The organism is Pseudoalteromonas sp. TAB23, assembly GCF_000498075.1.
GTDB lineage: Bacteria > Pseudomonadota > Gammaproteobacteria > Enterobacterales > Alteromonadaceae > Pseudoalteromonas > Pseudoalteromonas arctica.
This window is the reverse complement of record NZ_AUTP01000331.1, coordinates 13,891-27,369: the sequence shown is the minus strand read 5'-3', so window position 1 is coordinate 27,369 and position 13,479 is coordinate 13,891. Positions and strand designations below refer to the sequence as shown.

Below are 13,479 nucleotides of genomic sequence, written 5' to 3'. Positions count from 1 at the left end.
TAGGCAGGATTGGTTGCGTGCCTAATAATGTTGAAAACGCGTTCATACATCGGTTCCTATCATGATTGCTGTAATTGCGCCATTGTCAGTGGCTGTTTGTTTAAAGTGACATTATCTAAACTCATATTATTTACATGAGCTACGATTGACTGACTGCCTACTTGGTCAAAATGGCAGTTTTTAAAATGAATATTGTTAATTGGTGCGCGTTCAAAGCCATTAAGATAAAACGCTTTACTGAGTACATTTTTACAATGTAAGTTTTCAATTTGAATATCACGAACTGTTGGATCGAATTGTCCTGCATCGCCTTCTTCATAATAGAAGTTGATCACAACAGCGTTTTTAACGGTGCCAACGTCAACATTACGAATGCGTATATGCTCGATCAAACCGCCACGTACTGAGTTAGTTTTGATACGAATAGCGCGTTCTAGATGCGGGCTGTCCATAGTACAATTTTGCACAAAGACATTGTTTACACCACCTGATATTTCGCTACCTATAACCACTCCACCGTGGCCTTCTTTCATATGGCAGTTTTCAATAACAATGTTTTGTGAGGGTACACCGACACGTCTTCCGTCTGCATTTCGCCCTGATTTAATCGCGATACAGTCATCACCGGTATCAAATACACAGTTTTTGATATGTACATGATCGCAGCTTTCTGGGTCACAACCATCAGAGTTTGGCCCGTGGCTTGAAAAATTAACCTTATCAACCGTAACACTTTTACATAAAACCGGATTCACTAACCAAAATGGCGAGTTTTTAATTGTTACACCTTGGATTAAAATATTTTTACATTTATACGGTTGAATAAAAGGGGGACGTAAATAGGCGCCGGTACTGTATATACGTTCGCTTACTGGCACACCAGCTTCGGCATCAACCATCAACTGATCGCGTGCTTCACGCTGGTGCAATACTTTACCTTGGCTATCTTTAATTAAATCCCAATGGCCTTCCTTGTGTGGTCCCTTCCAAGGCCACCATGTTTGGTTATCGCCATTTCCTTGGAGTGTTCCTTTACCTGTGATGGCAATGTTTTCTTGCTCAAAAGCATAAATCAGTGGTGAGTACCCCATCATTTCTAAGCCTTCCCAGCGAGTAAATACTTCTGGTAAGTAATGAGTGGGATCAGTGCTAAAGCTCACTATTGCGTTATCACTGAGGTGCAAGTTAACGTTTGATAATAAATGAATCGCACCAGTGAAGTAGGTACCATCTGGAATATAGACCTGACCACCTCCTTGTGCGTGACAGGCTTCAATGGCGCTTTTAATGGCCTGTGTGCAATCATATTGGCCATTTTCTTTTGCGCCAAAGTCTTTAATATTAAATTGTTTAGCAGGGAAGGTCGGTACTACAATCGCTGATTTGATTTGTGCAGCCATTTGCCAATCATCAGCGCTAATGGGTGCGTCAAAAACATTGAGCAAAGGGGCTGACTTACAGCCAACTAAGGTTGCAGTTACCAACGTGCTAGAAGCCAATGCTTTAAGAAAATACCGTCGTTGATTGTTCATTTTTGTATCCTGCTGCTGAAATTGGAATTATTATAATAGGCTAACATTAGCAGTTATTGCCACCGGTGGCAATGTCATTTTACTACTTAGTTTAAATTATCAAAGATTTATTGTTTTTGAAAAAGTTATTTAAAATTAGTAACTAATAAAATAATCGACAGTAAAAACCATCGATTATGCACGGGGGGGAGTATTATATTGCAGACATAGCTTCAATTAACGAGGCTATGTGTTGATTAAGTTTAGAAAGTGCCCCTTACACCCACTAAAAACTGGCGACCTGATGACAGATTTTCATAAGGGCGAGGGGTATAAATATCATTCCACATATCTTGTTTTTCATCTATTAAATTAACGGCTTCAAATGAAACACTCATTTTTTCTGTTAACTTGTAGCGAGCATAAAAGAAGCACGAGGCGATACATCCTCATCAACATCACTATAACGAGTATTGACATTGTAAGCCCCTTTAAAGCCATCATATTGAAATGGACGCGCCGTTTGTAAGTTAACATTGCCTGAGATGCCACCGTCTTCAAGTTCAGCAGAAACGGTTTTATTAATATCTATTTGGGTAAACAGTTCAGAGGCAAATACATTAAAATTAAATGCACGAGATGTATTTGAACCACCCGCAGCGTCTGTTGCAGCACCAGCAGATGCCGACTCCATACCATTAATTGTGGTTTTGACGTAACGAGAACCTAAACCGCGAATGGTAATTTGACGACCTTCACCTGCATCCTCTTCAATAGAGATACCAGGTACACGCGAAAGTGAGTCAGCAACATTTAAGTAAGGAAATTTACCAATATCTTCAGCAATGATAGTCTCACGTGTACCAACGGCTTCACGCTTAGTCATTAAAGCGGCATTGATACTACCGCGAAAACCTTTTACTTCGATCACTTCAAGTTGATCATCAGCAACAGCTTCATCTTGAGGCGCTGCATATGCTAAGCCACTGGTTAATGCGCCACTGAGTATTAAATTGGTCATCAACTTACTAAGTTTAAAATTGTGTGTGCTGCTTCTCATAGTGGTTCCACGTTCTACTTATTGTTATTAAGTTAACATGACTTGAATTAGTGTGTTTGTCATGTACTTGTTCTGATTCTTATTACACCTAACCTAATAATTCATAATGGGAAAAAAACGAGAAAGTATGTAGCGAAGTATTGATTAATTATTTTTGCTACCGGTGGTATAAGTGAGAAGTATAATGTTATTGATGTGATGTCAAACGAAAAAAATAACATAATTCATCTTTAATTTACATTTCCAATGGCGTGCGAATACCATTCAAGTGCAACATTATTTATAAGCACTGTGATTTAACTGATTATTAGCCATCGGCTGCACTACGTTTTAATTATAAATAACTGGTGCACTACCTTAGTCATAGAAAAACAGCTTAATTAAAATGTTAATTAAGCTGTTTACTTTAGGGGAATTTAAAGTTTAAGCATTGCTTTATAAGTTGTAGCGTATTCCTAAAAAGTACTGTCGACCGGTATGATTATATTCACGTGGTAAATCTAAACTACCATCACCCGTGGTATACAGGCGTTCATACTCATCGGTAAGGTTAATTGCTTCAAATGTTACGGTTACATTTTCATTAATATTATAAAAGGCTGATAGGTCAAAATGTGTTGGACCAGATGTCGCTTCTTCAGCATTACCATTGTTACCTGTGTAATCAGTGATGTAATTGTCGCGTTTATTCACTGAAGCACGAGCGCCATAGTTTTCTTCTTCATAATACAGGGTAAAGTTATAAGAATTTTTAGAAAGACCCGTAATTTCACCTGCAGAGACATACGTATAGTTAGACACTAACCCCATATTTTTTAACAACCCAGGTAGGAATGAAAAAGGTTGCTGATAAATAAGTTCAAGCCCTTTAATCACAGTTCCTTGACCATTTACAGGGACGAAATGTGTGTAAGGGGTAGTTCTAGGATCGAGTGCACTTGATGGATCATATTGCGGATCATTATCAATAAAGGGTAAATAAGCAGGATCGACGAGTTTTTCTTCACTATCACTTTTTATAAAAGAGCCAATATCTTTGTAAAACGCTGTTGCTGCTAATAGCGACTCTTCTGCAAAGTACCATTCAACACCAACGTCTGTATTGGTAGAGGTGAATGGGTCTAAGAATGGGTTACCCGCACTAACAGTGCCGTTTAAATAAGAAAACGATGGATTACCAGGATTGAGTGAACTCAAACTCGGGCGGGTCATGGTTTTAGATAAACCCAGCCTTACAATCACATCATCGGTTGCATCAAGGGCTAAATTTAGCACTGGTAAAATATTGTCATAGCTATTGTCGATTGATACCGCATCAGTTTGAATAAAACCTGTTGATGTGGTTTCAGTTTTTACATAACGAACACCTGCATTAGTTCTGAGCAGCATACTTGAAATTTCATACTCAAAATTTGTTTCGATGTAGGCAGCCATTGTTTCTTCTTCAACTTTCCAGCTCTGCGCACTGCGTGGCACCCACTCTTTAAGTAAAAGCTGTGAATTTATTGCATCAAAATCAGCCACTAGAAAGGGTGATAACGTGCCGTCATAACCGGTGCCAAAATCATCGTAGGGTATTAGCTGAGAAAATCCAGCTGCAGAATCTTGATCAGGAAAACCGTTTATTTGTGATTCATCGTAACTAACCGTTCTGTCGTTATAGGCTATACCGCCTTTGATATTCATCATATCCATCTCGTATGATAAATCAATTTTAGCGGTGTCATTTTCGCGCAGTACATCTGTTGCACGTAAGCGCCCATCGGCTAAATCAAAAGAGTTGGCATCTAGAGTATCGTAATCGTAATTCATTACAGCGGTATTATTGCTGGTGCCAAAATCCATCGATACTCTATGAGGTGTGTTATTAGTCATGTTATAACGATACTGTTCAGAGCGAGCATCCGATTCAGCAGTGCCCACCATAGCGTCTAATCGAAGGTAATCAGATAAATGATATTTAGCAGAGAATACGTATTGTTGAAATTTTGTTTTTGAAATCTGCTGACGGCTTTCTACTCGAGATTTAACGCCGTTAAATGTCGCTGCTTGGACCTGTTTTCCATTGTCAGAAATCGTAATCGATTCAGGAGTAATTTCGCTGAATGTGTTTCTAAACATCTCGAAAAAGTTGTACATAGTACGGTCATTATCAAGAGTTGAATGTAATGTATCTAGTGTAAGGACCAGATCATCGTAAGGAGCATATTGTAATGAACCGGTAAAGCCTAAACGTTCTTGTTCATTACCAAAAAAATCAGGGCGAGGCAGGCGAGGCGTATATAAGCAGTTCACAGCATCGACTGTTTGACCTTCGAACTCACAGTCCCCTGTATTGGGTGTGCCAATAACTTCAGTATTAGAGGTGTCAGCATAGATACCGCCACCATCGAGTACGGGGGTGGTCCAGCGAACTGTACCAAAGCCTTCTTGGCGTACGGTGCGTTCAGATTTTGCGACAGAGAATAAAGCCCCGATTGTATCATCAGCAAATGTGTTGCTGATCATAAATACCATCCGTGGGTCGACTTCTTCAGTGAGGTCGTTATAACCGGCTTGCGCGGACGCTGCAACATGAAAGCCTGTTGTGTCAAAAGGACGTGCAGAATACATATCAACAGTGCCCGCTATACCACCTTCTTCAGTTGCGGCCGTGGGCGTTTTTTGGATATCAACACGATTAAATAGTTCGGATGCAAATATATTAAAGTCAAATGCACGGCCACCGTTTACGCCGCCACCAGAGTCGGTGCCATCGGTACTAGCAGGTACTTCCATACCATTAAGTGTTGTGCGGGTAAAAGCCGGACCTAAGCCACGCAACGTAATTTGACGTCCTTCACCACCTTCACGAGAAATAGCTACCCCAGGAATACGTTGTAATGATTCTGCGATATTCAGATCAGGGAATTTACCAATATCTTCAGCCGCGATGGATTCAGTGGTATTTACTTCAAAACGTTTAGTTGCTAAGGATTTATTTAATGATGATCTAAATCCAGTTACTTGAATTAACTCTATGTCATTTTGGGCTTTAGTATCTGTTTGTGGCTGTTCATCGGCTGCGATTGCATACGATGTTGTGCCCAGTAGTAAGGCACTAATAATGCAGTTAAGTGGTTTGAGAACGAACTTATTTGCAGTCTTCATTGTGTGTTCCTTTTTTATGCTGTTGATTTGAGCTTTTATTTTTATCACTTTATCTAGCCAGTAAAATGTAAGTCTATGATTAAAAGTCATAAAACTATTATTTTAATCGGTAGCGATATCAGGGAAATAAAATTGCTACCGGTGGCATAAAATCAAGTTATATCTAAAAAAGCGTATTGTCAAACCTAATAAATTACATTTTTCATACTTCATTTACATTTTTTGCAGTAAAAGTACATTAAGGACTGGTTTAATTTTATTCAGCACCATGATTTAACCTGTTGTTTGCCACCGGTGGTAGTTGGTGGTATGTTTATAATGATAATGACAATTAAGTAAATTTATTTTTCAATTAATTACAAAAGATAATTTAATAAAGAGCTAAACTGATTTTTTAAAAACAACAAAGAGCGAGTAGAATGGGAAAACTAATTGCAGCAATATTTACCATGATGAGTTTTTCAAGTATGTCAGCAACTACTAAAGTTCAGCTTTTTATGGCAGGGGATTCAACCATGTCAATTAAAGAAGTGAAGGATTACCCTGAAACAGGTTGGGGAATGCCCTTTAGTATCTTTTTTAATGACAGCATCGACGTTAAAAATCGTGCTAAAAATGGTCGTAGTACACGCACCTTTATCAGTGAAGGCTTGTGGGCAGGGATTATAAATGAACTTAATAAAGATGATTTTGTGATCATTCAATTTGGTCATAACGATCAGTCAAAACACAAAGTGGACCGTTACACTACACCAGAGCAATATAAGCAAAACCTAGTTAATTTTATTGCTGAAGTAAGAGCAAAGCAGGCACAGCCATTACTGATGACTCCGGTAACGCGTCGTAATTTTGATGAAAAAGGTCAGATCAAAGACACCCATCCTATTTACGCTGATATAGTAAGAGATCTAGCTAAACAGACTGAGGTCGATATTATTGACATGGAACGAGTGACCCAACAGTATTTTCAAAAGCTTGGTGGGATCAACTCACGCTTACGTTTTATGCATATAGCACCTAACTTGCATCCAAATTACCCTATAGGCGTAGAAGACAATACCCATTTCAATGAACTCGGTGCTCGAGAAGTTGCTCAATTAGTATTAATAGAAATGAAAAAAATAAATCACCCACTCGTTAAGCAATTACGCATACCTGATCCAAAACATTTAAAATAAAAATAATTTTTATAAATCATATTGTTATGTTTGATACAGCTAATAACGTGTGTAGTTTATTTAGTGTATTGTAATTGCATTGAATGAGTGTAAGTGCATCTAATGCAATAATCACTCTGCACTTAGCTTAATAGACAGGATCAATTGATTAGTTAAAATCAATGATTGAATTAACCACCCAGCAGACCCATTAATGGAATGATGGTTAAATTATTTTGACTATCTTCATCACTTAATTAAAGGCAATGAGGAGTACGCATGTCTGGGTTATCTGCAATACCGTTTTCTTTACTTGAGCTTAGCCCAATGAAAGAAGATGCCACCGTCTCAAGTACTCTAGCAAATAGTGTCGCTTATGCACAAAAAGCTGATGAACTCGGTTTTAACCGATTTTGGATGGCTGAACATCATAATATGCCGGGAATTGTCTGCGCGGCAACCTCTGTATTAATTGGCCACATAGCAGGGCAAACTAAAACTATACGAGTAGGTGCTGGTGGCGTTATGTTACCAAATCACCCGCCACTGATTGTTGCAGAGCAATACGGCACATTAGAGAGTTTATACCCTGGGCGTATTGATTTAGGTTTAGGCCGCGCACCAGGTAGCGATCATATAACCAGTCGTGCTCTGCGCCGAGATGAACGACGCGCTGAAAACTTTGCCGATGAAGTCACTGAACTGCAAACTTTATTAGGCCCTTACGATGGTAGTCACCCTGTTCGCGCTATTCCTGGTGAGAACACAAACGTTCCTATTTGGTTATTAGGCTCGAGTTTATTTAGCGCGCAACTAGCGGCGCAAAAAGGGTTACCGTATGTATTTGCAGGACATTTTGCACCGCGCTTCGTGCACGATGCAATAGCGTTGTATAAGCGCGAATTTAAAGCATCAAGCGTACTTGATAAGCCATACGTAATGCTTGCACTGCCTTTAGTGGCTGCAGATACCGATGATGAAGCGCAATACTTGTCGACTACTTCTAAGCAACGTGTGCTCGAACTTATACGCGGTAATGAGCTGTGGTTAAAACCACCCGTCGAAAGTATGGACGGGTTATGGAGCGAACAAGAGCGCGCTCATGTAGAGAACTTTTTAAGCCTAAGCGTAGTAGGAGGACATGTAAGTATTAAACACAAGTTAGAGATGATAGCTAAACAGCTAGAAGTTGATGAGTTTATATTTACCAATGATGTATTCGATAGTGAAAAACGCCACCGTGCACTCGAAATTTTAATGGAAATAAAGCACTAAAATATAGTTAGTTAAGCAAGCGTACACTCTGGGCTTGTTAACATACAGACATCATCAAAAGTTAAACTTTTTTAACTCATTTTATTAACTTTAAGTGATGTCTGTATTTGTTATTTAAATATTCAAAGTAAATTTGATTGCTATTTTTAGTACATATTTTGCTTTATATACCGTTCTGTTTTTTCAATTGAACTGATTTAAACAATCAATTTTAAGATATCACTTTTGTTTTTTATAATGTAGCTATTAAACCAGACATCATAAAATTAAAGGCAGGTACACCGTGAACTCTCTAAACACCGCAACAGCTAATTCAGTTAACAAAACAGCGCAGCCAAAAGTTGCTCTGATTGCTGAAGGTGGCGGGCAGCGAGGGATATTCACAGCTGGCGTACTTGATGCTTGGTTAGAGCAAAGCTATGACCCATTTGATTTATTTATTGGTACTTCAGCGGGTTCGCAAAACTTAACTAGCTACTTAGCGCGTCAAAAAGGCTACGCTAAACGCCTGATTAGAGGACTTTCGCGTAATAAGCGTTTTTTTCAGCTTGGTCGCGGATTAGTGGGTAAGCATATAGTTGATTTAGATTGGTACTTTGACAAAACCACTGAAGTAAACAGAGCTATAGATTTCAAAACAGCGAAAACTAGTTTAGGTGAGCGTGAACTACTTATAACAGCAACAAACGCACGAGACAGAAAAGCTTATTACTTATCGCCTACAGGTGATAGTGGCCAATGGCGTGATTTGTTAAAGGCTTCTAGCGCACTTCCGTTTTTATACAAACAAGGTGTAAAGTTAACACCTTGGTTAAACGCAAAAGCAGCGAATGAAACACATCTTGTTGAAGAACAAGCACAGAGCGATTTTTATCTAGACGGCGGTTTAGCCGCTCCACTTCCCGTGCGTGAAGCTTACAACCGAGGTGCTCGTAAAATTGTTGTAATAAGAACGGTTGACGCTAATTTTCAAGCGCAATCTGCATGGGTACAAAAGCTAAGAACATTTGCTATAGCATCAGGCTATTGTCCAAAAACATTGGACTACTTAATACAGCACGAAAAAGCGTATTTAGATGAGCTTGAGTTTATTGCAAATCCACCAAGTGATGTAGAAATAATACAAATTTTTGCAGACGAAAAACTGCATAGCAAATTATTAGGTAGTTCAAATAACGATTTACGTTTTGATCATAAATTAGGCTTAGCTGCAGGTCGGTCTTATTTAGCGCAGCAAAGCCAATTTGAGATCAGCAATACGCATAACTACTCACAAAGCGAGTATCGTTACAATTAAGCAAATTGGATACCCAAATCATGAATAATACTGCGACTTAAAGTTGCAGTATTATTCATTTAAATGCCTTTTATTTAAATGACACCCACCCTAATTTGTACATTTATTAACCTTAGCTATACTTTATAAAATTTTAAAGTGAGCATGATGCCTGTGGCTACTGCACGAAAAAAACAAATAAGCCTCTCCAATACACGTTACTATCACTGTATTTCTCGGTGTGTGAGACGTGCTTACCTATGTGGAATTGATACACAAACAGGCAAAAGCTATGAGCATCGTAGAGATTGGGTAGAGGAACGTTTATTATTTTTGGCGAAGGTATTTTGTATTGATATTTGTGCTTACGCGGTAATGAGTAACCATACACATTTAGTACTTTATATAGATGATAAAAAAGCAAATAGGCTTACAGATAGAGCTGTTTGTATAAGGTGGCATAAAGCATTTAAAGGGACGAATATATCAAAGCGTAACCTTGAAGGTGAATCGCTATCAGATATAGAAAAAATGTTACTAAAACATAGTATAGTGAAATTCAAAAATCGTTTAAAAGATATTTCTTGGTTTATGCGTTCGTTAAACGAGAATATAGCAAGGCAAGCTAATAAAGAAGACGATTGTACAGGCCGTTTTTGGGAGGGGCGCTTTAAATCTCAAGCTTTACTGGATGAGCCCGCACTATTAGCTTGCATGGCATATGTTGACTTAAATCCTATAAGGGCAAAAGTTTCACAGAGCATTCAAACATCATCATTTACCAGTATTAAAAAACGAATTGAACATGCAATAGCAGGTAATCAGCCAAAGTTTTTAGCTAAATTTGTAGGAAAGCTCTCACAAAAGATAAGTAAAGGTTTACCATTTGAGTTTAAAAACTATCTAGAATTAGTAGAGCAAACAGGAAAGTGCATAAGGGCAGACAAACCAGGTTATATAAATCAAAGTACAACGCCTATATTAAAAACATTAAACATAACCGAAAAAAACTGGCTTAAACTAACAACCCGCTTTACTAAGATATTTCATGGTGCTGTTGGTAAAGCCGAAAATATAGAAATCTACTGCAATAACCAACATTTCAAACGACGACCAAATATCAAAAATAGCCAAGCTTTAACTGCTTAGTTTTACTATTTAATACAACTTATCAAAGTTTAGACTGAATGTGCTCAGGGTTTTAACTCATCTGCGATTTAGATAAATAGAAGCTTCTAATAAATTGGTTGATGTAGCTAAGGGAATTAACCGCATATAAAGACACAATAAATAATTTTTAAGTGTTTAGTTCCTCACTTTTAAAAAATTTAAATGGGTGTCATTCTAAATTTTAAAATAGTAAAAAATCATTGTGAATACTTAAAACATTATAAATGGGTGTCATTTAAATATTCTTCATTTAAGTATTCTTTAAATATTAAAAAAAACTTAAGTTGATGAAAGCAATATGCTTGTTTCACTATTTAAAATACCGTCAATTTCGCGTACTTGCCTTAACACTCCATCAAACTCACTTAAATTTGCAGCTTGTAGTTCTGCAACTAAATCCCATGCACCATTGGTGGTGTGTAATTTTATAAGCTCGGGTATTCCGCGCATTGTTTTAATTACTTGTGAGGTAGATTTACCAACGACTTCTATCATCATAATTGCGCGCACGGCTTCTGTTTCAATGTGTTCGTGAACGCGTACAGTAAACCCTAATATTGCGCCTGAGCTAACTAATCTGTCTAACCTATTTTGCACTGTCCCGCGTGATACATTTAAAGAACTGGTTAAAGCTGAAACAGAAGCGCGGCCGTCTTTTCGTAATTCTGCTATTAAAGCATTATCAAGAGAGTCATAAATGTAAGGAGTCATAAATCAAACCTTTAAAAGAAGTTACTGACCAAAATACATAAATTGTACATAACTTCATAGCAAAATGATAAAAATTAGTACTATTTGTGCAATTAATTGCCATATTAAATAGCACGTAGCCTCGTTAAACTTGTTTTAAATTAACTAATACATTATTCAAGAGGTTTCAGCATGAGTCATTTTATAGCACAGCCAAAACAAGGCGTTCCATTTATTAGCGTTCAGGCAATGGCTAAGCTTATAAATAGCTTAGGGGTCGAAAACGTTTTGCTAGATCTAACACATAAATTAGAAACCGACTTTGCCCGTTGGACTGAGTTTGATAAGTCACCTCGCTATGCAGCACACTCACCAGAGGGTGTAATAGAGCTAATGCCAGTGAGTGATGGCCAAATGTTCAGCTGTAAATATGTAAATGGTCACCCAAAAAACACCTTTAGAGAACTTCAAACAGTCGCTGCATTTGGTATTTTAGCCGATGTAGATAGTGGCTATCCGGTTATGATAAGCGAAATGTGTTTACTAACAGCACTACGTACAGCCGCAACTTCTGCAATGGTAGCTAAATATTTAGCACCTAAAAACTCAACAACCCTTACTTTAATAGGCAATGGCGCTCAATCAGAGTTTCAGGCACTCGCTTTTAAAGCGGTAATAGGTATTACGCATATTCGTTTATACGATATAGATAAAAGCGCCTCTAAAAAAGCATTTGCTAATTTAAGTACATGCGGGTTAAACGTGGCTATTTGTAATAGTGTACAAGAGGCAGTAAAAGGGGCAGATATTATCACTACCTGTACTGCTGATAAAACTAACGCCACTATTTTAACAAATGACATGATCCCACAAGGTGTGCACATTAATGCCATAGGTGGTGATTGCCCAGGTAAAACAGAGTTAGATGCTAGATTGCTTGAGCGTGCTAATGTATTTGTTGAGTACGAGCCGCAAACTCGAATAGAGGGCGAAATTCAACAAATGAGTCCAAGCTTTACAGTAACTGAGTTTCATAACGTTATTAATAAGCAGTCGCTTGGGCGTACTAGCCAAGATGAATTAACCATTTTTGACGGCGTTGGCTTTGCGAGCGAAGACTTTACCGCACTGGTATTTATACGCGATGAGTTAATTAAAACGGGCGAGTTTGCTGTGCTTGATTTAATTACACAACAAGCGGACCCTCGTAATTTATTTTCAGTGCTTAGTGATCAACCATTAGTAAAAGAGCACGTGGCATGAGCGAAGTAAACCAAGCCCCCAGAGCTGTAGTGATGGTAAGGCCGCATCACTTTACATCTAACCCACACACAATGCTCGATAACGCATTTCAAAGTGAATGTTTAGCACAAAATCAAAGTGAACAAGCATTTAAAGAAGTGACTAATGCCGTACAAATATTAAAAAATGAAGGGGTAACAGTTCACCTTTTTGAAGATGAGCAAACACACACTCCCGATTCAGTTTTTCCTAACAATTGGTTTTCAACTCATCAAAGTGGCCAATTAATAATCTATCCAATGTTTGTAGAAAACAGAAGGTTAGAATATCGAAAAGATATTATTGATTTTTTAACGGATCACTATAAAGTGTCTTCAGTGACTGATTATTCATTTTTATCGAAAGAAAATTCATTCCTTGAAGGCACTGGTTCACTGGTTATCGATCATCAAAATAAACTCGCTTACGCGGTAGAATCAAAAAGAACTACCAAGTCGGTGGTTAATACAATATGTGAGCAATTAAAACTATCACCCATAGTGTTTAACGCATATGACGAGCAAGGAACTGCGGTTTATCACACTAATGTTTTAATGTGTATTGCTACAAAATTTGTAATGATCAGTTTAAATATGGTGCCAATTGAACAAAGTGCACAGTTAGCTAAACATTTTTTGAAAAGCCATCATCAAGTGATCGATTTAACGCTTGAGCAAATTAATAACTTTTGTGGCAATGCTATTGAGCTACAAGGTAAAAATGGTCGTATTTTAGCGTTATCGCAAACTGCGTTTAATGCACTTACGCCGGCACAAATAACAGTTATACAAAAAACGGCTAAGCTTGTGCCATTACCTATACCTACTATTGAGTCGGCTGGTGGCTCAGTTAGGTGCATGATTGCAGGAGTTCATTTGCAAAATAAATAATGTATAGTTTTAAGGCAGC

11 protein-coding genes are annotated in these 13,479 nt (G+C 38.0%); 6 read left to right on the top strand and 5 right to left on the bottom strand.

The features are described from left to right. Positions 1 to 59: 59 nt before the first annotated feature. The 4 genes from L654_RS0122280 to L654_RS0122265 form a co-directional block, all read right to left on the bottom strand. On the bottom strand, positions 60 to 1,532 hold the full coding sequence (locus L654_RS0122280; protein WP_024609089.1) for a glycoside hydrolase family 28 protein: 1,473 nt from the start codon (positions 1,530 to 1,532) through the stop codon (positions 60 to 62). A gap of 242 nt (positions 1,533 to 1,774) precedes the next feature. Further along, positions 1,775 to 1,909 carry a hypothetical protein gene (locus L654_RS1000000128610; protein ID WP_004334886.1) on the bottom strand — a complete coding sequence of 45 codons (135 nt, stop codon included), beginning with the start codon at positions 1,907 to 1,909 and terminating at the stop codon, positions 1,775 to 1,777. An 8-nt stretch (positions 1,910 to 1,917) separates the two neighbouring features. Continuing rightward, a complete protein-coding gene (locus tag L654_RS0122270) occupies positions 1,918 to 2,571 on the bottom strand; it encodes a TonB-dependent receptor plug domain-containing protein (protein WP_024609088.1) in 654 nt (217 codons plus the stop codon). Between the two features lie 435 nt (positions 2,572 to 3,006). Continuing rightward, positions 3,007 to 5,721: a TonB-dependent receptor gene (locus L654_RS0122265; RefSeq protein ID WP_024609087.1), complete on the bottom strand. Its 2,715-nt coding sequence runs from the start codon at positions 5,719 to 5,721 to the stop codon at positions 3,007 to 3,009. Between the two features lie 419 nt (positions 5,722 to 6,140). On the opposite strand from L654_RS0122265, the gene L654_RS0122260 reads away from it, so the two are divergent. From L654_RS0122260 to L654_RS0122245, 4 genes are all read left to right on the top strand, one after another. Further along, positions 6,141 to 6,899 (top strand): rhamnogalacturonan acetylesterase, encoded by a 759-nt coding sequence (locus L654_RS0122260; protein WP_024609086.1) that lies wholly within the window; start codon positions 6,141 to 6,143, stop codon positions 6,897 to 6,899. Between the two features lie 258 nt (positions 6,900 to 7,157). Then, positions 7,158 to 8,153: an LLM class flavin-dependent oxidoreductase gene (locus tag L654_RS0122255; RefSeq protein WP_024609085.1), complete on the top strand. Its 996-nt coding sequence runs from the start codon at positions 7,158 to 7,160 to the stop codon at positions 8,151 to 8,153. A 283-nt stretch (positions 8,154 to 8,436) separates the two neighbouring features. Beyond that, positions 8,437 to 9,450, top strand: coding sequence for a patatin family protein (locus L654_RS0122250; RefSeq protein WP_024609084.1), 1,014 nt, complete (start codon positions 8,437 to 8,439; stop codon positions 9,448 to 9,450). 153 nt (positions 9,451 to 9,603) lie between these two features. Further along, entirely contained in the window at positions 9,604 to 10,578 is a 975-nt protein-coding gene (locus L654_RS0122245) for a transposase (protein WP_024609083.1), read from the top strand. Positions 10,579 to 10,878: 300 nt separating this feature from the next. On the opposite strand, the gene L654_RS0122240 is transcribed toward L654_RS0122245, so the two are convergent. Next, on the bottom strand, positions 10,879 to 11,310 hold the full coding sequence (locus tag L654_RS0122240) for an Lrp/AsnC family transcriptional regulator (protein ID WP_024609082.1): 432 nt from the start codon (positions 11,308 to 11,310) through the stop codon (positions 10,879 to 10,881). A 171-nt stretch (positions 11,311 to 11,481) separates the two neighbouring features. On the opposite strand from L654_RS0122240, the gene L654_RS0122235 reads away from it, so the two are divergent. After that, complete coding sequence (locus L654_RS0122235; protein WP_024609081.1) at positions 11,482 to 12,552, top strand: ornithine cyclodeaminase; 1,071 nt, start codon at positions 11,482 to 11,484, stop codon at positions 12,550 to 12,552. Further along, complete coding sequence (locus L654_RS0122230) at positions 12,549 to 13,460, top strand: arginine deiminase-related protein (RefSeq protein ID WP_024609080.1); 912 nt, start codon at positions 12,549 to 12,551, stop codon at positions 13,458 to 13,460. The genes L654_RS0122235 and L654_RS0122230 overlap by 4 nt, the downstream gene beginning before the upstream one ends. Positions 13,461 to 13,479 lie beyond the last annotated feature (19 nt).